Origin of the sequence: Pseudomonas sp. PSE14 (genome assembly GCF_029203285.1) — a bacterium.
Classification (GTDB): domain Bacteria; phylum Pseudomonadota; class Gammaproteobacteria; order Pseudomonadales; family Pseudomonadaceae; genus Pseudomonas.
In genome coordinates, this window is record NZ_CP115669.1 from 1510998 (window position 1) to 1536248 (window position 25251).

Below are 25251 nucleotides of genomic sequence, written 5' to 3' on the forward strand. Positions count from 1 at the left end.
CGCGAACGGTTGTACGCCCTACGAATACGCAGACAGTTGCTCCTACAAGAGTCGCCTCAATGGCTCACCCAGCGCTGCCGTGCCCAGGCGCTCAGCGTATCGACGCCCAGCACCAGCAACAGCATGGCGAGGATCACCGTCGCCGCCTGGGCCTGCTGGAACAGGCTGAGGCTGAAATACAGCATCTGCCCCAGGCCGCCGGCGCCGACAAAGCCCAGCACGCTGGCCATGCGGATATTGTTCTCCCAGCGGTAGAGCATGTAGGCCACCAGCTGCGGCCAGACCGCCGGCAGGGTGCCGTAGGCAAACGCGGCAACTCGTCCTCCGCCGGCCAGTCGCACCGCTTCGGCGGGAGCGGTCGGGGTATTTTCCAGCGCCTCGGCGAACAGCCGGCCGAGCACGCCGCCGGTGTGCAGCGCCAGGGCCAGGGTGCCGGCGTTCGGTCCCAGCCCGGCGGCCAGCACCATCAGCGCACCCCACACCAGTTCAGGAACGGCGCGCAGAGCGTTGAGCAGCAGCCGCGACAGGCTCTGGCCGACGCGGCCGAAACGCCCGGCTGCCGGCAATGCCAGCAGCATGCCGAGCAGCGCCGCGAGCAGGGTGCCGATGGCCGACATGGCCAGGGTTTCCAGCGCGCCGCGGCCGACGGCGGTGAGGTGAGAGGTGGACAGGTCTGGGGAAAGGAAGTCCTTGGCGTAGTCGAGCATCTGCCCGGCCCCACGCGCGCTGAACAGCCCGCCGGTATCCATTTCCAGATAGGCGAACGAGGCGACCACTGCGATCACCACCGCAAGCAGCCAGACCAGGCTGCGCAGCAATCCACTCATTCGAGCCTCCCGCGCAGGAAGCGGCTGAGCAGGTCGGCGCCGAGTACCAGTACCAGGAAGGTCAGCAGGATGCTCGCCACCTCGCCGCCGGCGAACATGCGCAGCGACAGGTCGATCTGCTGGCCGAGTCCGCCGGCGCCGACGAAGCCCATCACCACCGAGGCGCGGATCGCGCATTCCCAGCGGTAGACGGTGTAGGAAATCAGTTCTGGCGCCGCCGAGGGCAGCACGCCGTAGGCGAAGGCTTGCAGGCGTGATCCGCCGCCCAGCAGCACGGCACGGGTCGGGCGCGGGTCCACCGATTCGAAGATTTCCGCATAGACCTTGCCGAGCATGCCGCCGTAGGTGATGGCGATTGCCAGCACGCCGGCGGTGGGGCCCAGGCCCACGGCACGGACGAACAATAGTGCCCAGACGATTTCCGGCACGCTGCGCAGCAGGATCAGCAGGCAACGCACTGGCCAGCGCAACGCGCGGGCCCACCAGGCGGGCAGGCCGCCGCGGGGCAGGGCGGAGATCGACAGCGCACGGGTGGCCAGCAGCGAGGCCGGGAAGGCGATCAGCCAGGCCAGGGCCATGCCGGCGGTGGCGATGGCCAGGGTTTCCAGCGTGGCACGCCCGAGCAGGCTGAGGAATTCGCCATCATGGGCCGGTGGCCAGAAACCGCCCAGGAAGCTGGCCATGGTCCGTGCGTTGTCGCCACTGAACAGGCTGGCGATGTCCAGCTCGGAAAGACGCAGGCCCGGCCACAGCAGGACCACGGCGAGCAGCGTGAGCAGCAGGCGCGGCAGCGCGGCGGGGTCGCGGGGCGGGCTCTTCGAGAACGCAGGGTTCAGCATCGCGGAATCTGCACCACCATCGGCTTGCCCACTGGTGAGGCGCTGTCCTGGCGGCCGAGTTGCTCATTGGCATAGAGCGCCCGCAGGTCGTCCGGGGTGACCCGTTCCGCCGGCTTGTCGAAGGCGATGCGGCCGTCACGGATGCCGACGATGCGTGGAAAGTGTTCCAGCGCCAGGTCCACCGCGTGCAGGCTGGCCAGCAGCGTCACGCCACGGTTCTGCGCCTCGCGGCTGAGCACCGCCAGTGTATGGCCGGCGAGCACCGGGTCCATGGCCGAGACCGGCTCGTCCGCCAGCAGCACTTCGGCCTGCTGGTACAGCGCGCGGGCGATGCCGACCCGTTGCAGTTGGCCGCCGGAAAGCTGGTCGCAGCGTTCGAACAGCTTGTCGCCCAGGTCCAGGCGTTGCAGTTCTGCGCGGGCGCCGGCGCTGTCGACGGGGTAAAGCAGGCTGGCCAGGCTTTTACCCAGCGACCACTGGCCGAGACGGCCGGCGAGCACGGCGGTGACCACCCGTTGCCGCGGTGGCAACGGCGGAGCCTGGTGCACTAGCGCGACGCGTGCGCGCAGGCGTTGGCGTGCGGTATCGCCCAGCGCCCAGGGTTGGACGCCGAGCAGTTCGAAGCTGCCCGCCGAGGGTTTCAGGGCGGTGGCCAGGATACGCAGCAGGGTGGTCTTGCCGGCGCCCGAGGGGCCGATGATCGCCACCCGTTCGCCGGCTTCGACCGCAAGGTCGATGCCGACGAGCGAATGCTGGCCGTTGGCGTGGATATGCTCCACGCCGGTCAGTTTCAGGGTCACTTCAGGAGGCCTGCGGCGCGCGCCGACTCCTCGATGCCCTTGTAGTTCTCAGGCTGGGTCTCGATGAAGCGGCTGGCCGCCTGCAGGTCGAGGATTTCCTTGTCGCGCGGCTTGCTCGGGTCGAGGGCGAGGAAGGCCTTCTTGATCTTCTCGGCCAGAGCCGGGTCGAGGTTGCCGCGTACGGTCCAGTTGTAGTCGTAGTAGGTTGGGGTGGTGGCGAAGACCTTCACTTTGTTGGTGTCGACCTTGCCGGCGTCCACCAGCTTCTGCCACACGGAGGCGTTCAACACGCCGGCGTCGACCTTGCCAGCCTGGACCCAGGCGACGGTGGCGTCGTGGGCGCCGGAGTAGGCCACGCGGGAGAAGAACTGCTCGGGCACCACGCCGTCCTTCTGCATGAAGTAGCGCGGCATCAGGCTGCCGGAGGTGGAGGACACGGAGCCGAAGGCGAAGGTCTTGCCCTTGAGGTCCTGGATCGACTTCACGTTCGGGTCGGCGGTGATGAATTTGCTGGTGAACTGCTGGTCCTGCTCGCGCTGTACCAGCGGGATGGCGTTGCCGGTCTTCAGGCGCGCCTGGACGAAGGTGAAGCCGCCCAGCCAGGCCATGTCCAGGCGGTCGGAGGCCAGGGCCTCGACCACGCCGGCATAGTCGGATACCGGGATGAACTTAACCGGCATGCCCAGTTGTTCTTCCAGGTAGGCGCCCAGCGGCTTGAACTTGCGCAGCAGTTCGGTGGGGGCTTCATCGGGGATGGCCGAGACCTTCAGTTCTTTCAGGGCTTCGGCATGAGTAACGGATGCAGCAAAGGACAGCGCAAAGCAGGCGGCGAGCGCCAGGGTGCGTTTCAGCATGGAGCAGTCTCCGGTTCAATAGCGGAAAAAGCCTGGGAAGTTTAGCGGCGGTCTGCCCGCGTATTCCCCGACCTTGGAGATACGCACTGCCGGCAGGCTCGGCCTTGGGCCTCGCGGGGGTTAAGATGGTCGCCCCCGTGCCCGCTATTTTGCCTCACAGGAGTTACAGATGTCTGCCCTGCCTTCCATCGCCTTCGCCGGCCTCGGCCTGATGGGCGTGCCCATGTCCCGCCGCCTGCTCGCCGCTGGCTACCCGCTGACCGTGTGGAACCGTTCCGCCGGCAAGCGCGAGCTGCTCGCCGGAGAGGGCGCCCGGGCCGTGGAAACGCCGGCTCAGCTGTGCGCCGAGGCCGAGGTGGTGATGCTCTGCCTGGCCGATACCGCCGCCGTGCGCGAGGTGGTGTTCGGCGCCGGCGGGATCGTCGAGAGCGCCCGCGCCGGTCAGGTGCTGGTGGACTTCTCCAGCCTGGAGCCGGCCGCCACCCGCGAAATGGCCGCCGAACTGGAAACCCGCACCGGCATGCGCTGGGTCGATGCGCCGGTGTCCGGGGGCACGCCGGGCGCCGAAGCCGGCACCCTGGCGATCATGGCCGGCGGTCGGGTCGAGGACATCGAGCGCGTGCGGCCGATCCTGGCCAACCTGGGGCAACGCCTGACGCGCATGGGGGATGTCGGCGCCGGGCAGGTGACCAAGGTGTGCAACCAGATGATCGTCGCCTGCAACGCGCTGGTGATCGCCGAGGTGGTGGCGCTGGCGGAGAAGTCCGGTGTCGATGCCAGCCTGATCGCCCCGGCGCTGGCCGGTGGTTTCGCCGATTCCAAACCCCTGCAGATCCTCGCCCCGCAGATGGCCGAAAGTCGCTTCGAACCGGTGAAGTGGCACGTGCGCACGCTGCTCAAGGACCTGGATACCGCCGTCAAGCTGTCCCGCGAGGAAGGCTCGGCCACGCCCATGAGCGGCCTTGCCGCGCAACTGATGCGCCTGCACGGCAGCCAGGGCAATCTCGAACGCGACCCGGCCACCCTGGTCGAGCAATACCGTCAGTCGAAGGAACCTCAAGCATGAAACTCTGCGCCAACCTGTCCCTGTTGTTCACCGAAGTCCCGCTGCTGCAGCGTATCGACGCCGCCGCCAAGGCCGGTTTCGACGGCGTGGAGATCCAGTTCCCTTATGACGTGCCCGCGCAGGACCTGAAAGCCGCGCTGGACGCCGCCGGCCTGCCGCTGGTGCTGATCAACCTGCCCGTCGGTGACCTGATGCAGGGTGGCGCGGGTCTGGCCGCCGTGCCGGAGCGCGCGGCGGAGTTCGACGCGGCACTGGCCCAGGCGCTGGAGTACGCGCGCATCGTCAAACCGCAGCACGTGAACGTGCTGGCCGGTCGTCTGGTCGAGGGGCTGGAGCGCGAAGTCGCCCTGCAGACCCTGGCCGAACGCCTGCGCGCTACCTGCGATGCGTTCGCCGGCAGTGGCACCGACGTGCTGATGGAAGCCATCAACTGCTACGACATGAAAGACTTCCTGCTCAACACCCCGGAGCACCTGCAGGACATGCTCGAACGGGTGGCGCGGGAAAACCTGCGCACGCAGCTGGACCTCTATCACATGGCGCGCATGGGCCTGGAACTGGTGGATTGCATCTACGCGCTGATGGGCCAGATCGGCCACGTGCAGTTCGCCGACTACCCCGAACGCGGCGAGCCGGGCTCCGGCGAAATGGACTTCGAGGTGCCGCTGCAAGTGCTCGACGATGTCGGCTACGATGGTTGGCTGGGCGCGGAGTACCGCCCGACCGGCACCACCGCCGACTCGCTGCGCTGGCTGCCGCGCTGGCGTTCAGGCCTGATTGCGTAGCAGGGCCGATTCACCGTCCTCGTGGTAGGCGCCGAGGAAGTCCACCAGCGCGGAGAAGGGCAGGGGGCGACTGAACAGGTAGCCCTGCGCCAGTCCGCAGTGGTTGTCGCGCAGGAAGGCCAGCTGCTGCGGGTGCTCGACGCCTTCGGCGATCACTTTCAGGTGCAGCTTCTGCGCCATGGCGATGATCGCCTGGGCGATCTCGCTGTCACGCTGGGACTGGGGCACGTCGCAGATGAAGGAGCGGTCCACCTTCAAGGCGTCCAGCGGGAGCTGTCGCAGGTAGGACAGCGACGAATAGCCGGTGCCGAAATCGTCGATCGACAGGCTCACGCCCAATTCGCGCAGGCGATTGAGCAGCGGGACGGCCTGGTCGATATTGGCCATCACCGCATTCTCGGTGACCTCCAGCTCCAGGTAGCGGGCCTCCAGGCCGGCGTCGTCCAGGGTGCGCTGCACTTCTTCCACCAGACTGTCGCGCCCCAGGTTGCTGGCGCAGCAGTTCACTGCCACCCGCAGGTCGCCGAAGCCCAGGTCATGCAGGCGGCGCAAGTCCTTGCAGGCATGGCGGAGCACCCAGGCATCCAGCGCGCCGATCAGGCCGTTGGCGACCGCCAGGTTGATGAAACGGTCCGGTGACAGCAGGCCGTGGACCGGGTGCTTCCAGCGCACCAGCGCCTCCAGTTGCTCCACTCCGCCATGGTCGATGCGCAGGATCGGTTGGTAATAGAGCACCAGCTCGTCGTCCCACAGCGCCTTGCGCAGTTCCTCTTCCAACTGCAGCTCCTGGGTGGCCTTGGTCTTGAGGTGCGGGCTGAAGAAGTGGGTGACGTTGCGCCCGTTGCCCTTTGACTGGTACAGGGCAAGGTCGGCGTGCTTGAGCAGCTCCTCCGCCTGCTCCCCGTCGTTGGGGAACAGGCTGATGCCCACGCTCAGGGTCATCACCAGGTTGCGCCCGGCGGTGGTGATGGGTTCCTTCATGCGTTGCATCAGGCGCTGGGCAAGGATGCGCGCTTCGTGATCCTCGCCAAGGTCCGCGAGGATGCAGAACTCGTCGCCACCGAAGCGGGCCAGCAGGTCGGAGCCGCGCAGGGCGCTGCGAATGCGTCCGGAGACGATGCACAGCAGCTCGTCGCCGGCGGCGTGGCCGAGGGAGTCGTTGACCCGCTTGAAGTGGTCCAGGTCCAGCAGGATCACCGCCATGCCCTGGCCTTTCTTGCGGTTGCGCTCCAGGCGCAGGGCGAACTCTTCGTTCAGTGCCGTGCGGTTGTGCAGGCCGGTCAGGCCGTCGAAGCGGGCCAGTTGCTGCAGGGAGGCATTGGCGTGGTCAAGCTGGCTGAGCAGCGTGTTGACCCGGTTCAGCTCGCTTTCCTTGCTCGACAGGCTTTCGTCGATCCAGGCGGCCCAGAGCCCGGCGAGCACCACCGCCAGGGCCAGCAGGCCGACCATCAGGCCGAGCTGGATGGCATTGCCCTGGGCCGCATTGGCCACCGGCACGACCCAGCTGGGCAACGTCAGGGTCAGCGCCGCCATGCCGGTAAAGTGCATGCCGGCGATGGCGCCGCCGAGCAGCAGGCTGGCGAGGATCTGGTAGATCCACTGGCGTTCCGCAGGCTGCCGGTTGAGGACGGGGGTCAGGACCAGCGCGGTGTAGGCCACCAGTATCGCGATCAGTACCGACAGCGCCACCAGCGACGGGTCGTAGTGTTGCATCGGCGGCGCCTGGATGGCTGCCATCCCGGTGTAGTGCATGCCGGCGATGCTCGCGCCGATGCAGCAGGCGGCCAGCAGGTGCTGCAAAGGGCTGAGCCCGGCACGGATCAGAAGGCGCATTGCGATGACCGAGGTGCCAATGGCGATGAGCAGCGACAGCAGGGTCAGGCCGCTGTTGAAGTGCACCGGCACTGCCGGGCGGAAGGCGAGCATGGCGACGAAGTGCATCGACCAGATGCCGCTACCCAGGCAAATGCCGCCCACCCACTGCCAGCGTCGCGCGTGCTGGGGCGAGCGGAGCATCAGGCCGGCGATGCTCAGCGCAACGTAGCTGGCGGCACAGGCGATGAGGATGGACAGCAGCACCAGACCGGGATTGTGGGTGCACTCCAACAGCACAGCGTCGGGTACGGCGTCCTGCTGCCATTCCATAGCTGGGAGCTCCAAGTGTCGAGACGGGGCGAATTCGGTTCGATATCACTTTGATGTCAGTCTAGGGGGTGGCCATTACCCTGCAAGCCGTGACCGGGGATTCCGACAAAGTGAAGGAGCGCTGCCGACGTACGGTAGCGCGCGATGGAAACCACCTCTCAACTCTTGTTCATGTGTCAGCAGATGTAGCGGATTTGACGCTTTTTTGACTATTTTGCCGCTAGAGTGTCGCCGCTGGCCGGGTGGCCTTCTCAACCAACGTTTCCAATTCGACTTTTGCAGTTCAAGGAGTGCACTCGATGGCCGAGGGCAAACGCCGCCTCATCCCGCAGGTCAGTTCCACACGGCTGGTCCTCCTGTTTTCCCTGGCCTTGGTGCTGTTCTACAACGTCGCGACCTGGAAGGCGCTGAACAGCCTGGTACCGCTGGAGGGTGTGAAAGGCGCCGGGTTCTTCCTCTCCTTCGCGTTCTTCCTCTGGGCAGCCTTCACCCTGCTGCTGACGCTGGTGTCGTTCCGTCCGCTGCTCAAGCCGGCGCTGACCCTGGTGGCGCTGGTTTCCGCCGGTGCGGCCTACTTCATGAACACCTATGGCGTGGTCATCGACACGGTGATGGTGCAGAACGTGTTCGAGACCAACCCGGGCGAAGCCGCGGCCCTGTTCAGTGCGCGGATGGTCGGCTACCTGCTGGTGCTGGGCGTCCTGCCGGCGGCAATCATCTGGCTGACCCCGGTGAGCTATCGCCCGTTCTTCCGCGGCCTGCTCAACAAGGTCCTGGTGATCGTCGCTTGTGTGGCGGTGGTGGCGGTCTCCGTGGGCAGCTTCTATTCCACCTATGCACCGGTGTTCCGCCAGGAAGACAAGCTGACCCACTTCATCAACCCGACCAACTACATCTACGCGGTGGGCAAGTACACCAAGCAGCGCCTGGGCATCAAGGAGAACCTGGTGGTGCAGCCGATCGGCGAGGATGCCGTGCAGGCCCAGCGGGTGCGCGCCGATGGCAAGAAGTCGCTGATGATCTTCGTGGTCGGTGAGACTGCTCGCGCCGACCATTTCTCCCTCAATGGCTATGCCCGCGAGACCAACCCGGAGCTGGCCAAGCTCGACATCATCAACTTCGCCAACGTCAGCTCCTGCGGCACCTCTACCGCCGTGTCGGTACCCTGCATGTTCTCCAAGTTCCCCCGCGAGGACTACAGCGACAAGAAGGGCAAGACCTACCAGGGACTGCTCGATATTCTTCAGCGCGTGGGTGTGTCCGTGCTCTGGCTGGACAACAACAGCGACTGCAAGGGTACCTGCCTGCGCGTGCCGAACCGCGACATTCCCAAGACCCAGCCCGGCCCGTTCTGCGATGGCAAGAACTGCCTGGACGAAGCCCTGCTGCAGGATCTGCAGGCCTACATCGACGGCCTGAAGGACAACGCCATCATCGTGCTGCACGCCGACGGCAGCCATGGTCCGGAGTACTACGACCGCTATCCGAAGTCCCTGGAGCGCTTCAAGCCGGTATGCCACACCAACCAGCTGGGTAGCTGCAGCAGCGAGGAGCTGGTGAACGTCTATGACAACACCATCCTCTACACCGACTTCTTCCTGTCCAAGGTGGTGGAACTGCTCAAGCGCAACGAAGGCCGCTTCGACACCTCGATGCTCTACGTCTCCGACCATGGCGAGTCGCTGGGCGAGAACGGCGTCTACCTGCACGCCGCGCCCTATGCCATCGCGCCGAAGGCGCAGACCCATGTGCCAATGGTGATGTGGTTCGGCAATGGCGCGCTGGGCGATCTAGGCATCGATCGCGGCTGCCTGGAGACCAAGGCCAAGGCCGACGAGCTGAGCCACGACAACCTGTTCCACTCGGTGCTTGGCCTGTATGAAGTGCGCACCAGTCTCTACCAGCCGGACCTGGACATCTTCCATTCCTGCCGGCGCAACATGACCGCCGCCCAGTAAGCGGGGGCGAGGCAAAAAGAAAGGCCCTGCGGCGAGCGCCGCAGGGCCTTTGTGTTTTTCAGGGCTGGAGTTACTTGTCGCGCACCAGCAGCACCGGACGGTTGCTGACGCGGATCAGGCCCTCGGCCACGCTGCCCAGCATCAGGCGGCGCACGCCACGACGGCCGTGGGTGCCCATGACGATCACATCCGCCTTGGAGGCGTCGGCTTCGATCTCGATGCGCTCGGCGATCTCCTCGCTGGCGCGTTCCTGGCAGACCCGCTCGAACACGGCCTTGACCGGGAAATCGGCGACGTGCTCCTTGGCCTTGGCCAGGATGTCGTCGGCGGCCTTCAGTGCAGCTTCGCGCAGCGGCTCGGGGTTGTAGTACACGGCGTAGTCGGGCAGGTGCCGCAACGGGCTGTCGACGATGGTGATGACGCGCAGCTCGCCTCCGCTCAGCTTGGCCAGCTTGGCCGCTTCGACCAGGGCACGGTCGGAAACCGGACTGCCGTCCACCGCTACCAGAATGCGCTCGTACATGATGTGTTCCTCAATGAGTGGCTTGGTAAGAAAACTCTATCCCTCCGAGGGCGAGATTCCCTTGCGCAGCGTCAATGGTAGTCGGTGTGTCCGAAAGTGCCTGGAATAGAGCGGTGTAACGGAGTGTTTCGGCATCGGGAGTTGCCGCGAGCGTAGGGCGTATAACGTTCGACGTTATACGCCGTTTGACCTTGACCCCAGGGCCTCCGAGACCCGCCTTGGCGCGGGAGAGGGCCTCGGTGTAACCGCGAACAGAACCCCTAGAAAAAAGCCGCCACCGGTTGCCCCGTGGCGGCTTTTTCATGACGCGCTGTCTGGCTTAGCCAGCGACCAGCACGCGGATCGCCTCCAGGCGCAGCGACGCCTTGTCCAGCATCGCCAGGCTGTCGTCACGTTGCTTGCGCAGGGCTTCCAGTTCGCTGTCGCGCACGCTCGGGTTGACGGCCTTGAGCGCGGTCAGGCGGGCCAGTTCTTCGTCCAGGGTGGCGGTCAGCTGCTGGCGAGCCTGCTCCACGCGCTCGGCATGGCGCGGGGTGATCTTGGTCTCGGCCAGGGCGAACTGCTTGGCCAGCACGTCGCGCTGGGCCTGCACGAACTTGTTGGCACTGGCGCGCGGCACGCTTTCCAGCTGGTCGTTGAGGGTTTCGAAGGACACGCGGGCGGACAGGTCGTTGCCGTTGGCGTCCATCAGGCAGCGCAGCGCCACCGGTGGCAGGAAGCGGCCGAGCTGCAATTTGCGCGGCGCCACGGCCTCGCTGACGAACAGCAGCTCCAGCAGCACGGTGCCCGGCTTGAGTGCCTTGTTCTTGATCAGCGCCACCGAGGTGTTGCCCAGCGAGCCGGACAGCACCAGGTCCATGCCGCCCTGCACCATGGGGTGTTCCCAGGTGAGGAACTGCATGTCCTCGCGGGCCAGGGCCTGGGCGCGATCGTAGGTGATGGTCACGCCTTCGTCGTCGCCCAGCGGGAAGCTGGCGTCGAGCATCTTCTCGCTCGGGCGCAGGATCAGCGCGTTCTCCGAGTGGTCCTCGCTGTGGATGCCGTAGGTGTCGAACAGGCGCTCCATGTAGATCGGCAGGGCGAACTGGTCGTCCTGTTCCTCGATCTCCTCCACCAGCGCCTCGCCTTCCCCGGCGCCGCCGGAGTTCAGCTCCAGCAGGCGGTCGCGGCCGCTGTGCATCTCGGCTTCCAGGGCTTCGCGGGCAGCCTTGCCTTCGGTGAGCAGGGTGGCGAAGGCCTCGTCGTCGCCGCCGTCCAGCAGTTCCACCAGGCGCGGGCCGAAGCGGTGCTGCAGGGCGTTGCCGGTGGGGCAGGTGTTGAGGAAGGCGTTCAGCGCCTGGTGGTACCACTGGAACAGGCGTTCCTGCGGGCTGTTCTCCAGGTGCGGCACATGGATCTGGATGGTGTGCTTCTGGCCGATCCGGTCAAGGCGGCCAATGCGCTGTTCCAGCTGATCCGGGTGGGCCGGCAGGTCGAACAGCACCAGGTGATGGGCGAACTGGAAGTTGCGGCCTTCGCTGCCGATTTCCGAGCAGACCAGCACCTGGGCGCCGAATTCTTCGTCGGCGAAGTAGGCGGCGGCGCGGTCGCGTTCGAGGATGCTCATGCCTTCGTGGAACACCGTGGCCGGGATGCCGGACTTCAGGCGCAGCGCGTCTTCCAGGTCCAGCGCGGTCTCGGCGTGGGCGCAGATCACCAGCACCTTGTACTGCTTGAGCATTTTCAGAGTGTCGATCAGCCACTCGACGCGCGGGTCGAAGCGCCACCAGCGGGCGTTCTCGTCGCCGTCCTCGACCTGGGCCTGGAAGCTGACTTCCGGGTACAGGTCCGGGTGCTCGCCGATCGGCAGCTCCATGTATTCCACCGGGTTGGCCAGGGCATAGGGATGCAGCTGGCGCTCGGGGAAGCCTTGCACTGCAGCGCGGGTGTTGCGGAACAGCACACGGCCGGTGCCGTGGCGATCGAGCAGCTCGCGCACCAGGCGGGAGCGGGCCTCTTCATTACCGCCCTCGACGCTGGCCAGCAGGTCGTCGCCCTCGCTGCCGAGGAAGCCGTGGATGGCCTCGCGGGCGCTGGGGGACAGACGGCCTTGGTCGATCAGTTCCTGCACTGCCTCGGCGACCGGGCGGTACTGGCTGCTCTCGGCGCGGAAGGCTTCCAGGTCGTGGAAGCGATCCGGATCGAGTAGGCGCAGGCGGGCGAAGTGGCTGTCCAGGCCCAGCTGTTCCGGGGTCGCGGTGAGCAGCAGCACGCCGGGGATGACCTGCGACAGTTGTTCCACCAGTTGGTATTCGGGGCTGGCCTGTTCCGGGTGCCACACGAGGTGGTGGGCTTCGTCGACGACCAGCAGGTCCCAGCCAGCGGCGAAGGCGGCGTCCTGGGCGCGCTCGTCCTCACGCAGCCACTCCAGCGCCACCAGGGCCAGCTGGGTGTCTTCGAAGGGGTTGCTGGCATCGCTCTCGACGAAGCGCTCGCGGTCGAACAGGGCGACTTCCAGGTTGAAGCGCCGGCGCATTTCCACCAGCCACTGGTGCTGGAGGTTTTCCGGCACCAGGATCAGCACGCGGTTGGCGCGGCCGGAGAGCAACTGGCGGTGGATCACCAGACCCGCCTCGATGGTCTTGCCCAGGCCCACTTCGTCGGCCAGCAGGACGCGCGGCGCCATGCGGTCGGCGACTTCACGAGCGATGTGCAGCTGGTGGGCGATGGGTTGCGCACGGGCGCCACCCAGGCCCCAGAGCGAGGATTGCAGCAGGCGGCTGCGGTGTTCCAGGGTGTGGTAGCGCAGGCCGAACCAGGACATCGGGTCGATCTGCCCGGCGAACAGGCGATCACTGGCCAGGCGGAACTGGATGAAGTTCGACAGCTGGGTTTCCGGCACGGTGCGCTGGTCGTTCTGCGCGGTGATGCCGTGGTAGATCAGCAGGCCGTCGATCTCGTCCACTTCGCGGACGGTCATCTTCCAGCCTTCGAAATGGGTGATCTCGTCGCCCGGGGCGAAGCGCACGCGGGTCAGCGGCGCATTGCGTTCGGCGTACTGGCGGGTATCACCGGTGGCCGGATAGAGCACCGTGAGCAGGCGTCCGTCGAGCGCCAGGATGGTCCCGAGCCCAAGTTCCGCTTCACTGTCGCTGATCCAGCGTTGGCCGGGTTGATACTGCGCCATGGACACCTCCCAAAAAAAGCCGGCTATGGTACCGGAACGCGCGGCATTCAGCGATGGCCGATGACGGTTCCGGTCGTCCGAACGGTCGGGCCTGCCGGGAGGAGGGCGCTAGGCGTCGAAGACTCCCGCTGGAGTTGCCGCAAATGACGAAAGTGTAGCGAGCCGGACTCAAGTCTGTAGTGGACCGGCCGATAGCCTGACCAGAGGAATTCCGACGGGACCTTTCCTTATGCTGCTGCCCATTCCCCATAGTCTGACACCGGTCACCGCCCAGCAGGACGTGCCCAGGCCGCGACCGGATGTCGCCCCGGTGAGCCCGCCTGCGCCCAGCGCGGGCAACGCCGGCGTGGGGCTGGAGCGCCGACCGGATGAAGAGGTGCTGGAAGAGGAATATCAGCGCCGTCGCAAACGCCGCCAGGCCAGCGACGGCACTCCGGAGGGCGAGGCCCTGGAAGAGTTGGAGCAGGTCGAGGAGCTGGGCGAGGCGCAGGACACCCTGCGCAAGGGCCGGTGGATCGATATCGAGATCTGACGGTCCGGCCCGGAGTAAGCTGGATCAACACCTGATTGCGCCGAGTCCCGCATGCTGTTCGACGATGCCCCCATCCAATTGCCTGATGCCGAACTGCGTCTGCTGAGCGACTGGTGTCCGCCGTCGCTGGCGGAGCACTGGTTCGAACAACTGGTCGCCCAGACGCCCTGGGACCAGCCCAGCGTGCATCTGCACGGGCGCGACTACCCGGTGCCGCGACTGGTTGCCTGGTACGGCGACCCTGAGGCTTTCTATACCTACTCCGGCCTGACCCACGCACCGTTGCCGTGGACGCCACTGCTGGCGCAGATCCGCGCGCGGGTCGAGTCGGCGGCCGGGCAGCGCTTCAATGGCGTGCTGCTCAACTACTACCGGGATGGCCAGGACTCCATGGGCTGGCACAGCGACGATGAACCGGAGCTGGGGCGCAACCCGGTGGTGGCCTCGTTGAACCTCGGCGGAGCGCGGCGCTTCGACCTGCGGCGCAAGGGTCGTAACACAATCGAACATTCCATCGAGCTGTCCGGCGGTTCGCTGCTGGTCATGTCCGGCGCAACGCAGCATTATTGGCAACATCAGGTCGCCAAGACGCGCCGTCCGGTCGCACCGCGCCTGAATCTGACTTTCCGCCTGGTGCATGCCCTGCCATGAGCAACGACGACAAACTGATCGACTTCGCCTCCGAGCGCGACAAGCGCATCCACGACGTGCATGAAAAACGCCTGCAGGACGTGCGTCAGGCCTTCGAGAACGCGCTGCCGCTGGGCAAGTCGCGCAAGAAGGGCAAGAGCAAGCCGAAGAAGCGCTGATTTTTCCCGGCGCTGACTGCTCCTTTTTCCGCCAAAGTGCCGCCCTGCGCGGCTTCCCGCCGCACCCGCCCCCTCCTGTAACTTGACCTGCGTCAGTGCTCCGGCCCTCGCCGGAAAGCGCCTTGTCGACCATTGATCCAGGTCAATTTGTCCCGCCCGGCCGCCGGTAATCTGCACACATCCCCAGACGATGTAGGCAAACAGGAGGCCAGCATCATGTTCATCGACGAAGTGGTTCTCGCAGGCATCGTTACCGTAGGACTGATGGTCGTGTTCTTCGGCGGGATCGGAATTTTCATCTGGAAGGACAGCCACAAGAAGAGCTGATCCTTACAGATATACAGAGCACGCAAGGCACTTCGGGCGACTTAGGTCGCCCGTTTTTTTTGCTTGCGCGAAAGTCGGGATGCTATATTGTTAGCTTGCTAATAATGTGTCTGGCAACGATGTTGTCGTCCCCGTAGCCGACTATCTTTAGGCGATAGACCCGACGCCTTTCGAGAGACCGCGTGCGACCTACGCTACAGGCATTCCTCGCGCCGGATACGCTGGCGCTGAAATTCGCGATCAAGACGCTCCTGGCCGGCGGCCTGGCGCTCTGGTGCGCCTTCCGTTTCGACCTCGAACAGCCGCAGTGGGCACTGATGACGGTGTTCATCGTGTCCCAACCGCTGTCGGGCATGGTGGTGGCCAAGGGATTGTTCCGCCTGATCGGCACCCTGGCCGGCACCGCCATGTCCGTGGTGATCATGGCGTTGTTCGCCCAGACTCCCTGGCTGTTCCTGCTCGCCGTGTCGGTATGGCTCGGCCTCTGCACAGCCGCTTCGACCACGCTGCGCAACCACGTGTCGTATGCCTTCGTGCTCTCCGGCTACACGGTGGCGATCATCGGCCTGCCGGCGATCAGCCATCCGCTGGGGGTATTCGACCAGGCCGTGGCACGCTCCACGGAAATCTGCCTGGGCATCCTGTGTGCTTCGGCGGTCAGCGCCATCCTCTGGCCGCGCCGGGTCGAGGCCAACCTGGACAAGCAAGCGCGGGCCACCTGGCTTACCGGGATGCAGGCCGCGCGCAGTGAGATCGATGCCGACGCGCGGGAGATCAAGGGCCTGCTGCTGGCGCTGGGCAAGATCGTCGAGGTGGACGTACAGCGTGATCACGCCTGGTTCGAGGGCTATCGCGGACGCATGCGGTCGCGGGCACTGCGCATCCTCTCCCGCGACCTGCTCAGTCTGCTGCGTACCGCGCGCGGTGTGGCCCGCCAGCGCAGCGTGTTGGACGACGGCGACAAGGCGCGGCTGCAACCCTGGATCGATGAGCTGCAAGCAGTGTTGCAGGACCCACAGGTCGGGTCGATGAAGGCGCTGGGCGAGCGTTTGGAGCAGGCGGGCAGCGACGACACCCGGTCCAACGACCTGCGCTACTGCCTGATCCGTTGTGCGCTGCTGCTGCGCAAGGCCGTGGACGCCGAGCGCACCATGCGTTCGGTCGCCTCGGGGGCGGTGGATGAGCGAGCGACCGGCACGCTGTCCTGGCACCGCGACTGGTTGATGGCGCTGTTTTATGGCCTGCGTAGCGCCTTGGCGCTGCTCGGCATGTCGGCCTTCTGGATGGCCACCGCCTGGCCTGCCGCCACTGGCGGGATGTTGCTGGCGGCGGTGATCTGCAGCCTGTTCGCCAATCGCGACAATGCCGTTGCCATCGGCCTGGGCTTCCTGCGCGGCATTCTTTACGCGATACCTGCCGCCGCGGTGGTCACCCAGTGGCTGCTGCCGCAGTGGAACGGTTTCCCGCTGCTCTGCATGGCCCTCGGCGTGCCGCTGTTCTTCGCCTTGCTGGGCATGGCCACACCGGCGTTGGCCGGCACCGCCACCTCATTCTCGATCCATTTCATCACCCTGGTGGCGCCGAGCAATGTGATGCGCTACGACCTGGCGTCCCTGCTCAATTCCGCCCAGGGCGTGGTCATCGGTGTGGGCTTCGCGGTTGTGGTGTTCCGCCTGTTGACCCTGCCGGCGGACTGGCTCAACCGACGCCTGATCCAGGCCACCTGTATCGACCTGGGGCGCCTGACCCGGCGGCCAATCGAGGAGGCGGAGAACTGGTTCGGCGGACGCATGGCCGACCGCCTGATCCGCCTGGCGCGGCACTACACCTTGTTGCCGAAAGAGGAGCAGCGGCGTTGGCAGGACGGCCTGCTGGCGCTGGACCTGGGCAACGAACTGATCCATATGCGCGCCTGCCTCAATAATGCCCACGGTCTGTTGCGCAAGGCGCGCGACCAGTTCCTCGGCTCGCTCGCCAGCGTGCTGGAGCAGGGGCCGGGCAGCGGCCGCGAGCAGCGCCTTGAGGCGCTCTGCGAGCCCCTGGAGGAAGCCCTGGCGCGCGATCTCCACGGCGAGAACGAACCCAATCGCCTGGCCCGCGCCGCCCTGGCGCAATTGCGCCACACTTGGCGGCAGTGGTGCCGATTGGAGGATCAGCATGGGACTGCATGAGGTCGGTTGGGGCGGCGTCTACCTCAGCCCGTTGTTCATCTACGCGGTACTGGCCCTGGGCCTGACGGTGGTGCTGCGCCTGCTGCTGCAGGCCACGCCCTTCGGCCGCTGGATCTGGCACGAAGCGCTGTTCGATTGCTCGTTGTTCGTGCTGATTCTCTGTGGCGTCACCTGGGCACTGAGCGCGGCCCCTTGAGAGGAGAAGTTGAATGCGCGGATTCCTTCGCGTAGCCGTCACCCTGATTCTGGTCTTCTGCGCCGTACTCGCCGGCACTTGGCTATGGCGCTACTACATGCTCTCGCCCTGGACCCGCGATGCGCGGGTGCGTGCCGACGTGGTGGTGATCGCCCCTGACGTGTCCGGCTGGGTTACCGACCTGGCGGTGCAGGACAACCAGCAGGTGAAGGCCGGCGACCTGATCATGCGCATCGACCGCGAGCGCTACGCCGCCAATCTGGAGCAGGCCAAGGCGCTTGCCGAGACCCGTCACCAGCAGTACCTGTTGCGCCAGAGCGAAGCATCCCGGCGAAATCGCCTGGGCATCGCGGCGATCAGCGCCGAAGACAAGGAGACCGCGCAGATCAACGCCGCCATCGCCAAGAGCGAATACGACCAGGCGCTGGCCCAGTTGCGCCTGGCCGAACTGAACCTGACCCGCAGCGAAATGCGCGCTCCGCGCGACGGCCAGGTCACCAACCTGCGCCTGGCCCAGGGCAACTACGCCCAGGCCGGCCAGCCGGCGATGGCGCTGGTGGACCAGAAGTCCTTCTACGTTACCGCCTACTTCGAGGAGACCAAGCTGCCCGGCATTCGTGTCGGCCAGCCGGCGAAGATCGTGCTGATGAGCGGCGATACCGCCATCGATGGCACCGTGGAAAGCATCAGCAGCGGCATCACCGACCGCAACGCGATTCCCGACAGCCAGTTGCTGGCCAACGTCGAACCGACCTTCAACTGGGTGCGCTTGGCCCAGCGCATCCCGGTGCGCATCCGTCTGGACAAGGTGCCCGCAGGCATCCACCTGAGCGCGGGGATGACCGCCAGCGTCACGGTGAGGGAACGCTGAACGGAGTGTCATCCCGCTCACGCTGCAGCCAGCAGGATAGTGTCGCGCAGAGCACCGACGCCGCCACCAGTGCGATACCGACCCAGGGCGTCCAGGTGATGCCGGCCAGGCTGATCACCGCGCCGCCCAGCGCCGCGCCGAGGGCCACGCCCAGGTGCATGGCCGAGGTGTTCAGCGCCACCCCGGCACTGCCGCTGGCCGGGTCGCTGGCCAGCAGGTAGCTCTGAACCGCCGGCGAGATCATCCAGCTGATGGTGCTCCAGACCATCAGCGCCATCAGCAACAGCCAGGGATGCCCGAGGCTCAACGGAATCGCCAGCATTGCCAGGGCGAACAGCCCCGGCACCACGATCAGCGCACGGCGATGCCCGAGACGGTCGCTCAACCAGCCACCCAGGTAACCGCCCCCGATGGCGGCGAGGCCGATCAGCAGCAGAGCCAGGGCGATGCGCTGGCTGTCGGTGATCCCGGCGACCTGCTGGATCCAAGGCGTGATGTAGGCGAACAGGGTGAAGTGCCCGCCCAGCAGCAGGATCGACACCAGCTGCGCCAGGTTCAGCGAGGGGCTGCGCAGCTGGCGCTTGTACGCCGCGCCATTGGCTGGGCTGCCCAGCGTGCGACGGGGCAGGGCGAGGCGCAGCAGGGCGGCCAGTGGCAGTGAATAGAGGGCGATGGCGGCGAAGATCCAGCGCCAGCCAAACCACTCGTTCACCAGTACGCCAGCCGGCACGCCGAACACCAGTGAACCGCTGATGCCCATGAAGATCAGGCCGATCGCGCGCCCGCGCTGGGCCGGCGGCGCCAGTTCCACCGCCAGCAGGCTGGCCTGCATGATGAGCAGCCCGCAGCAAGCGGCCATGCCGATACGCATCAGCAGCAGCGACAGGTAGCCGGGGCTCAGTGCGGCGCCGGCATTGAACATGGCGAAGATCAGCAGGGTGATCACCAGCAGGCGCCGGCAATCGGCGCCCCGGGTCAGCCAGCCGAGCAGCGGCGCGGCGATGGCGAAACTCAGGGAGAACAGGCTGGTGAGCTGGCCGGCGAGGCTGAGGGATACGCCCAGGTCGGCGGCGAGCGAGGGTAGGATGCCAGTGAGGATGGCCTCGGCGAGGCCTGCGGCGAAGGTGCAGAGGGATAGCAACAGCAGTCGAAGGTCCATGGCGGCTCCGATTCCCGGTGATGGGGTTTCGGGCGGAAGGCCTTCGGTTATCCCAGTTGATTGAACTGACGACGGGGAAGGGTAGTTGAGGCGGAAACTGTATACAAGTTTCCGGGGCCGGACGGCCGGCCCCGGAGTGCGTATCAGCCGATGGTGATCGGCGGCAGCGCAGGCAGTTCGATGTTGAGCTTCTCCGCGGGCGCCAGCACTTCGGCTTCGCCTTTCACCACAGCCTTGCCATCCTGGTTGAGCACCACGGTGCCGATGCGCACGCGGTTCTTCGGCAGCTTTTCCAGCACTTCCAGTTCCACCGTCAGTTCGTCACCGAGTTTCACCGGACGGGTGAACGTCAGGTTCTGGCCGAGGTAGATGGTGCCAGGGCCCGGCAGGGTGGTGGCGATTGCCGCGCTGATCAGCGCGCCGGTGAGCATGCCGTGGGCGATACGCTCCTTGAACTGGGTGGTGGCAGCGTACTCGGCGTCCAGGTGAACCGGGTTGCGGTCGCCGGAGACTTCTGCGAACAGCTGGATGTCGCGCTCGCCGACGCTGCGCTTGAAGTTGGCTTTCTGGCCGACTTCGAGTTCTTCGTAGGGGACGTTCTGGACCTGGGTCATAGGGGCTCCTCGAGGGTCTCGGCCTGGCGGACGGGGCAGTGCGCACCCAGCCAGTCGATCAGGTTGTGGGTGACCTCGTTACGGTTGCTCTCATTGAACAACTCGTGACGCGCGTCGGAATAAATCTTCAGTTGGACGTCACGAACCCCGGCCCGGGTCATCGCCTGGGCGAGAACGCGCAGGCGCTTGCCCTGGCTGACCGGGTCGCGCTCGCCGCCAATCACCAGCACGGGCAGGTCGCTGCGAATGCGCGAGAGATGCTCCAGCGGGGTGATGTCGGCCAGGCCGCCGAGCAGGTCCAGCCACAGCTGGTTGCTGCAGCGGAAGCCGCAGAGCGGGTCGTTGACGTACTTGTCGACTTCGACGGGATCGCGGCTGAGCCAGTCGAAGGCGGTGCGGTTCGGTTTGAAGGCCTTGTTGAAGGAGCCGAACGAGAGGAAGTCGATCAGCGCGCTGCGCCCCAGCGGGCCTTGCCGCCAGCGCTCGAAGCGGGCGATGGCGCGGGCGCTCTTGTACAGCGCCACCGGCTGGTAGTTGGAGCCGGAGAGTACCGCCGCCTTCAGGCTGGCGCTGTGCTGCATCAGGTAGGCGCTGCCGATGTAGCTGCCCATGCTGTGGCCGAGCAGGACGATGGGCAGGTCCGGGTGTTCTTCGCTGATGTGCTGGTTCAGCGTATGCAGGTCGCCGATCACCTTGCCCCAGCCGCCGTGGTCGGCGTAGTGGCCCAGTTCGCCATGCTCGGCAGTGCGGCCGTGGCCGCGCTGGTCGATGGCGTAGAGGTGGTAGCCGGCGGCGTTCAGCGCAAGCCCCAGGCGCTCGTAGCGGCCGGCGTGCTCGGCCATGCCGTGGGAGAGCATCAGGGCCCCACGGGAGGGGCCATCCGGCGCCCAGTGGCGGGTGTACAGCGGCGTCTCGTCGCTGGCGGTCAGCCAGTAGGCAGCGTAAGGCATGGGTCCTTCCCGATTGTTGTACGAATTATCGAGCGCAAGTGAGACACGGCGATCATCGCCGACGCTGCGCAGTGTACAGCGCTGCGCGTGTCTGCCCAGGCGATTTTTGCTCAGCTGCGCGCGCGGACATTTCCTGTATGGATTGCGTCGGCTGGCCTAGGCTTCCCGCGACGTCAGGCGTTGGGCGCCATTGCGCCTGGCAAGGGGGCGGTGGGGCAAGATTCACGCAGTCAATGACGCTTGCTGGAGTCTTTGCGCTGACCGGGGGAACTGCTAGCTTCCGTCAAATGACCGCATTGGCGGTTTGGTTTCGCTCAGGTACGAGGATAAGAAAAACATGCAACCTGATTTCTGGAACGACAAACGCCCGGCTGGCGTGCCCAGTGACATCGATCTGACGGCCTACAAGTCCGTGGTGGAAGTGTTCGAGCGCTCCTGCAAGAAGTTCGCCGACCGTCCGGCGTTCAGCAATCTGGGTGTGACCCTGACCTACGCCGAGCTGGACCGCCTGTCCGCCGCCTTCGGTGCGTACCTGCAGAAGAATACCGACCTCAAGCCCGGCGACCGTATCGCCGTGCAGATGCCCAATATCCTGCAATACCCGATCGCCGTGTTCGGCGCCTTGCGCGCGGGCCTGGTGGTGGTCAACACCAACCCGCTGTACACCGCCCGCGAGATGCGCCATCAGTTCAAGGACTCCGGCGCCCGCGCGCTGGTCTACGTGAACCTGTTCGGCAAGCTGGTGCAGGAAGTGCTGCCCGACACCGGCATCGAATACCTGATCGAGGCGCGCATGGGGGATATGCTGCCTGCGCTCAAGGGCTTCGTGGTCAACACCGTGGTCAAGCACGTGAAGAAGATGGTGCCGGAGTACAACCTGCCCCAGGCCGTCTCCTTCAAGGACGCCCTGCGCCAGGGCCGCGGCCATGGCCTGCAGCCGGTCAAGGTCGGCCTGGAAGACATCGCGGTGCTGCAGTACACCGGTGGCACCACCGGCGTAGCCAAGGGCGCCATGCTCACCCACGGCAACCTGGTGGCCAACATGCAGCAGGTGCACGCCTGCCTGCAGCAGCACGGCCCGGACGGCAAGCCGCTGATGCAGGTGGGCAACGAGGTGATGATCGCGCCGCTGCCGCTGTACCACATCTATGCCTTCACCGCGAATTGCATGTGCATGATGGTCAACGGCAACCACAACGTGCTGATCACCAACCCGCGCGACATCCCTGGCTTCATCAAGGAACTGAAGCAGTGGCGCTTCTCCGCACTGCTGGGCCTGAACACGCTGTTCGTCGCCCTGATGGACCGCCCGGAGTTCAAGGAACTGGACTTCTCCAACCTCAAGGTCACCAACTCCGGGGGCACCGCGCTGGTCACCGCTACCGCCGAGCGCTGGAAGGCCATGACCGGTTGCTCGGTGGTGGAGGGTTACGGCCTCACCGAAACATCCCCGGTCGTGACCACCAACCCGTATGGCGACAAGGCGCGCCTGGGGACCGTTGGTATCCCGGTGGTGGGTACTGCGCTGAAGGTGATCGATGACGATGGCCGCGACCTCGGCCTGGGCGAGCGCGGCGAACTGTGCGTGAAGGGCCCGCAGGTGATGAAGGGCTACTGGCAGCGCCCGGAGGCCACCGCCGAGGTGCTGGACGCCGAAGGCTGGCTGCGTACCGGCGACATCGCGGTGATCGACCCGGACGGCTTCGTGCGCATCGTCGACCGCAAGAAGGACCTGATCATTGTCTCCGGTTTCAACGTCTACCCCAACGAGATCGAGGACGTGGTCATGGCTCACCCGAAAGTCGCCAACTGTGCGGCCGTGGGGGTGCCGGACGAGAAATCCGGCGAGGCGGTGAAGCTGTTCGTCGTGCCGCGCGAGGGCGGAGTGACGGTGGAAGAGCTCAAGGCCTACTGCAAGGAGAATTTCACCGGCTACAAGGTGCCCAAGCACATCGTCATCAAGGACGCCCTGCCGATGACGCCGGTGGGCAAGATCCTGCGCCGGGAGCTGCGCGAAACCGCCTGAGGTGAGCGTGGACGAAAAAGGGGGCTGATCCGGGATCAGCCCCCTTTTTTTGTTGCTGGTTGCCGGCCGAGTGGGTCAACCGCCACAGCTGCCACTGCCGCATTGGCAGCAGCCATCCTTCTTGCGCAGGATCTCGTACAGGTCGTCCTTGAGCTGCAGCTTCTGCTTCTTCAGCGTCTCGATGGTGTCGTGCGAGGCAGGGGTGATACCGGCTTCCATGTTCTTGATCTGCTGGTCGAGATCGTTGTGGCTATGGAAGAGCTTTGCGAAATGCGGGTCCTCGGCCTTGAGGCGGGTAATCTTTTCACGGAATTCGGGAAACATGAGGGTTCTCCAGGAGAGTGCAAAAGCACTTTGCGGGATACGGACCTGGCCGGTGTTGAGGTAGATCATTCCCGGAAGGTGATTTCACCGGTGCCTGGCGGATGAAGCTTTTACCGATCCGGAAGCTGCGACGAGTGTCTTTGCGCTTTCCCGCTGGGCAAGATCCTGCGCCAGGAGCTGTGCCAAATCGCCTGATCCGACACCGGTGGTTCACCCTGCCAACGGGGACTGGTCTGATCACCAGTCCCCGTCCTTTTTTCCGGTTTCATCTCCCTGAAACCCGGCTTGTCGGACAATCCAACAAGGCTTCAGCCCTTCTGGGACGGGCTTTTCCGACGAGTGGAGGGTGGGTGACCGAAATGGCTGCTTTCGGTCATTTTTCTGACTGGCAAGGCTGTGTTTGGTGCTGGTCGCTGTTTCTCAAAGCTGCTAATCTCGGCCCGCTTTTCGCTCCCTGCCGCCAGGGAAAGCGACATAAACACAACAACGAACCGCACTGCGGTAAAGATGAGCTGTTGCTTAGGAGTGGGCTTCCATGACCGACAATTTCTGGAAGGACAAATACCCAGTGGGGATCGCTGCCGAGATCAACGCTGACCAGTACCCGAACATCCTCGCGGTACTCAAAGAGTCCTGCCAACGCTTTGCAAGCAAGCCTGCCTTCAGCAACCTGGGCAAGACCCTGACCTACGGCGAGATGTACAAGCTCTCCGGGGACTTCGCGGCCTATCTGCAACAACACACCGATTTGAAGCCCGGCGATCGCATCGCCGTGCAACTGCCCAACGTGCTCCAGTACCCGGTCGTGGTCTTCGGCGCCATGCGCGCCGGCCTCATCGTGGTCAACACCAACCCGCTGTACACCGCGCGGGAAATGGAGCACCAGTTCAACGACTCCGGCGCCAAGGCGCTGGTGTGCCTGGCGAACATGGCCCACCTGGCCGAGGAAGTGCTGCCCAAGACCGGCATCCGCAACGTCATTGTCACCGAAGTGGGTGACATGCTGCCGCCGCTCAAGCGCTTCATCGTCAACTTCGCGGTCAAGCACATCAAGAAGATGGTGCCGGCCTACAACCTGCCGCAGGCGCAGAAGCTCACCGACGTCCTGGCCAAGGGCCGTGGCAAGGCGGTGGCGGAAGTCTCGCCCAAGAGCGACGACGTGGCCGTGCTGCAGTACACCGGCGGCACCACCGGCGTGGCCAAGGGCGCGATGCTGACGCACCGCAACCTGGTGGCCAACATGCTGCAGTGCAAGGCACTGATGGGCGCCAACCTCAACGAAGGCTGCGAGATCCTCATCGCGCCGCTGCCGCTGTACCACATCTACGCCTTCACCTTCCATTGCATGGCGATGATGCTCACCGGCAACCACAACATCCTGGTGACCAACCCGCGCGACCTGTCGAGCATGGTCAAGGAGCTGTCGCAGTGGAAGTTCACCGGCTTCGTCGGCCTGAACACCCTGTTCGTCGGCCTGTGCAACAACGACGGTTTCCGCAAGCTGGACTTCTCCGCGCTGAAGCTGACCCTGTCCGGCGGCATGGCCCTGCAACAGGCCAGCGCCGAGCGCTGGAAGGACGTCACCGGCTGCGCCATCTGCGAAGGCTACGGCATGACCGAGACCAGCCCGGTGGTGTCGGTGAACCCCTTCCAGAACATCCAGATCGGCACCATCGGCATCCCGGTTCCGTCCACCCTGTGCAAGGTCATCAGCGATGACGGCCAGGACCTGCCGCTGGGCGAGCGTGGCGAGCTGTGCGTGAAGGGCCCGCAGGTGATGAAGGGCTACTGGCAGCGCCCGGAAGCCACCGACGAGATCCTCGACAAGGACGGCTGGCTGCGTACCGGCGATATTGCGATCATCCAGGACGACGGCTACATGCGCATCGTCGACCGCAAGAAGGACATGATCCTGGTGTCGGGCTTCAACGTGTACCCCAACGAGCTGGAAGACGTGCTCGCCACCCTGCCGGGCGTGCTGCAGTGCGCCGCCATCGGCATCCCGGACGAGAAGTCCGGCGAGTCGATCAAGGTCTTCGTGGTCTCCAAGCCGGGCGTCACCCTGACCAAGGAGCAGGTCATGCAGCACATGCACGACAACCTCACCGGCTACAAGCGTCCCAAGTCCGTGGAGTTCCGCGACAGCCTGCCGACCACCAACGTCGGCAAGATCCTGCGCCGCGAGTTGCGCGACCAGGAGCTCAAGAAGGCCAAGGCCTGAGCCGCTAGACAAAGAACCCGCCGCAAGGCGGGTTTTTTATGCCTGTGCGCATTGGGCTGGGGGCCTCCAGGTAATCTACGTGGCGGTC

The 25251-nt window shown here is 65.5% G+C and carries 23 protein-coding genes; 12 read left to right on the forward strand and 11 right to left on the reverse strand.

From position 1 onward, the window contains the following. Positions 1-56: 56 nt before the first annotated feature. Genes phnE through O6P39_RS07085 form a run of 4 tightly spaced genes read right to left on the reverse strand, consistent with a single transcriptional unit; the run spans position 57 to position 3320 of the window. Positions 57-827, reverse strand: coding sequence for a phosphonate ABC transporter, permease protein PhnE (gene phnE / locus O6P39_RS07070; RefSeq protein ID WP_275610677.1), 771 nt, complete (start codon positions 825-827; stop codon positions 57-59). Beyond that, a complete protein-coding gene (locus O6P39_RS07075) occupies positions 824-1666 on the reverse strand; it encodes an ABC transporter permease (RefSeq protein WP_275610678.1) in 843 nt (280 codons plus the stop codon). Before O6P39_RS07075 ends, phnE begins: the two co-directional genes overlap by 4 nt. Further along, positions 1660-2466, reverse strand: coding sequence for a phosphonate ABC transporter ATP-binding protein (locus O6P39_RS07080; RefSeq protein WP_275610679.1), 807 nt, complete (start codon positions 2464-2466; stop codon positions 1660-1662). The genes O6P39_RS07075 and O6P39_RS07080 overlap by 7 nt, the downstream gene beginning before the upstream one ends. After that, complete coding sequence (locus tag O6P39_RS07085; protein WP_275610680.1) at positions 2463-3320, reverse strand: putative selenate ABC transporter substrate-binding protein; 858 nt, start codon at positions 3318-3320, stop codon at positions 2463-2465. Before O6P39_RS07085 ends, O6P39_RS07080 begins: the two co-directional genes overlap by 4 nt. A gap of 169 nt (positions 3321-3489) precedes the next feature. Between O6P39_RS07085 and O6P39_RS07090 the strand changes: the two genes are divergently transcribed. Continuing rightward, positions 3490-4386, forward strand: coding sequence for an NAD(P)-dependent oxidoreductase (locus tag O6P39_RS07090; protein WP_275610681.1), 897 nt, complete (start codon positions 3490-3492; stop codon positions 4384-4386). After that, positions 4383-5171: a TIM barrel protein gene (locus O6P39_RS07095; protein ID WP_275610682.1), complete on the forward strand. Its 789-nt coding sequence runs from the start codon at positions 4383-4385 to the stop codon at positions 5169-5171. The genes O6P39_RS07090 and O6P39_RS07095 overlap by 4 nt, the downstream gene beginning before the upstream one ends. Here O6P39_RS07095 and O6P39_RS07100 read toward each other — a convergent pair. Continuing rightward, on the reverse strand, positions 5154-7316 hold the full coding sequence (locus O6P39_RS07100; RefSeq protein WP_275610683.1) for a bifunctional diguanylate cyclase/phosphodiesterase: 2163 nt from the start codon (positions 7314-7316) through the stop codon (positions 5154-5156). The two genes, O6P39_RS07095 and O6P39_RS07100, sit on opposite strands and share 18 nt — an antisense overlap. A gap of 299 nt (positions 7317-7615) precedes the next feature. Between O6P39_RS07100 and O6P39_RS07105 the strand changes: the two genes are divergently transcribed. Next, positions 7616-9274: a phosphoethanolamine--lipid A transferase gene (locus O6P39_RS07105; protein WP_275610684.1), complete on the forward strand. Its 1659-nt coding sequence runs from the start codon at positions 7616-7618 to the stop codon at positions 9272-9274. A 70-nt stretch (positions 9275-9344) separates the two neighbouring features. Here O6P39_RS07105 and O6P39_RS07110 read toward each other — a convergent pair whose 3' ends face one another. Then, positions 9345-9797, reverse strand: coding sequence for a universal stress protein (locus O6P39_RS07110; protein WP_275610685.1), 453 nt, complete (start codon positions 9795-9797; stop codon positions 9345-9347). A 319-nt stretch (positions 9798-10116) separates the two neighbouring features. Further along, positions 10117-12969 (reverse strand): RNA polymerase-associated protein RapA, encoded by a 2853-nt coding sequence (gene rapA / locus O6P39_RS07115; RefSeq protein WP_275610686.1) that lies wholly within the window; start codon positions 12967-12969, stop codon positions 10117-10119. A gap of 223 nt (positions 12970-13192) precedes the next feature. Here rapA and O6P39_RS07120 point away from each other — a divergent pair, with 223 nt between their 5' ends. From O6P39_RS07120 to O6P39_RS07145, 7 genes are all read left to right on the forward strand, one after another. Then, on the forward strand, positions 13193-13495 hold the full coding sequence (locus O6P39_RS07120; protein ID WP_275610687.1) for an aspartate-semialdehyde dehydrogenase: 303 nt from the start codon (positions 13193-13195) through the stop codon (positions 13493-13495). A 51-nt stretch (positions 13496-13546) separates the two neighbouring features. Continuing rightward, a complete protein-coding gene (locus O6P39_RS07125; protein WP_275610688.1) occupies positions 13547-14146 on the forward strand; it encodes an alpha-ketoglutarate-dependent dioxygenase AlkB in 600 nt (199 codons plus the stop codon). Then, positions 14143-14304 (forward strand): hypothetical protein, encoded by a 162-nt coding sequence (locus tag O6P39_RS07130; protein WP_275610689.1) that lies wholly within the window; start codon positions 14143-14145, stop codon positions 14302-14304. Before O6P39_RS07125 ends, O6P39_RS07130 begins: the two co-directional genes overlap by 4 nt. Before the next feature lie 216 nt (positions 14305-14520). Next, the gene (ccoM, locus tag O6P39_RS27330; RefSeq protein ID WP_279381559.1) at positions 14521-14631 is read left to right on the forward strand and encodes a cytochrome c oxidase subunit CcoM; all 111 of its coding nucleotides are present in this window, start codon (positions 14521-14523) and stop codon (positions 14629-14631) included. A gap of 182 nt (positions 14632-14813) precedes the next feature. After that, a complete protein-coding gene (locus O6P39_RS07135; RefSeq protein WP_275610690.1) occupies positions 14814-16802 on the forward strand; it encodes an FUSC family protein in 1989 nt (662 codons plus the stop codon). Further along, positions 16789-16998, forward strand: coding sequence for a DUF1656 domain-containing protein (locus O6P39_RS07140; protein ID WP_275610691.1), 210 nt, complete (start codon positions 16789-16791; stop codon positions 16996-16998). The genes O6P39_RS07135 and O6P39_RS07140 overlap by 14 nt, the downstream gene beginning before the upstream one ends. Positions 16999-17011: 13 nt before the next feature. Next, positions 17012-17869, forward strand: a complete 858-nt coding sequence (locus O6P39_RS07145) for an HlyD family secretion protein (protein WP_275610692.1) — start codon at positions 17012-17014, stop codon at positions 17867-17869. On the opposite strand, the gene O6P39_RS07150 is transcribed toward O6P39_RS07145, so the two are convergent. The 3 genes from O6P39_RS07150 to O6P39_RS07160 all read right to left on the reverse strand — a co-directional run bounded on the left by O6P39_RS07150 (position 17850) and on the right by O6P39_RS07160 (position 20592). After that, the gene (locus O6P39_RS07150) at positions 17850-19028 is read right to left on the reverse strand and encodes an MFS transporter (RefSeq protein ID WP_275610693.1); all 1179 of its coding nucleotides are present in this window, start codon (positions 19026-19028) and stop codon (positions 17850-17852) included. The two genes, O6P39_RS07145 and O6P39_RS07150, sit on opposite strands and share 20 nt — an antisense overlap. A gap of 143 nt (positions 19029-19171) precedes the next feature. After that, positions 19172-19642: a MaoC family dehydratase gene (locus O6P39_RS07155; protein ID WP_275610694.1), complete on the reverse strand. Its 471-nt coding sequence runs from the start codon at positions 19640-19642 to the stop codon at positions 19172-19174. Further along, positions 19639-20592 (reverse strand): alpha/beta hydrolase, encoded by a 954-nt coding sequence (locus O6P39_RS07160; RefSeq protein WP_275610695.1) that lies wholly within the window; start codon positions 20590-20592, stop codon positions 19639-19641. Before O6P39_RS07160 ends, O6P39_RS07155 begins: the two co-directional genes overlap by 4 nt. A 337-nt stretch (positions 20593-20929) precedes the next feature. Between O6P39_RS07160 and fadD2 the strand changes: the two genes are divergently transcribed. Continuing rightward, on the forward strand, positions 20930-22618 hold the full coding sequence (gene fadD2 / locus O6P39_RS07165) for a long-chain-fatty-acid--CoA ligase FadD2 (RefSeq protein ID WP_275610696.1): 1689 nt from the start codon (positions 20930-20932) through the stop codon (positions 22616-22618). A 75-nt stretch (positions 22619-22693) separates the two neighbouring features. Here fadD2 and O6P39_RS07170 read toward each other — a convergent pair whose 3' ends face one another. Further along, a complete protein-coding gene (locus O6P39_RS07170) occupies positions 22694-22942 on the reverse strand; it encodes a YdcH family protein (RefSeq protein ID WP_275610697.1) in 249 nt (82 codons plus the stop codon). A 535-nt stretch (positions 22943-23477) separates the two neighbouring features. Here O6P39_RS07170 and fadD1 point away from each other — a divergent pair. Further along, complete coding sequence (gene fadD1, locus O6P39_RS07175; protein WP_275610698.1) at positions 23478-25163, forward strand: long-chain-fatty-acid--CoA ligase FadD1; 1686 nt, start codon at positions 23478-23480, stop codon at positions 25161-25163. Positions 25164-25251 lie beyond the last annotated feature (88 nt).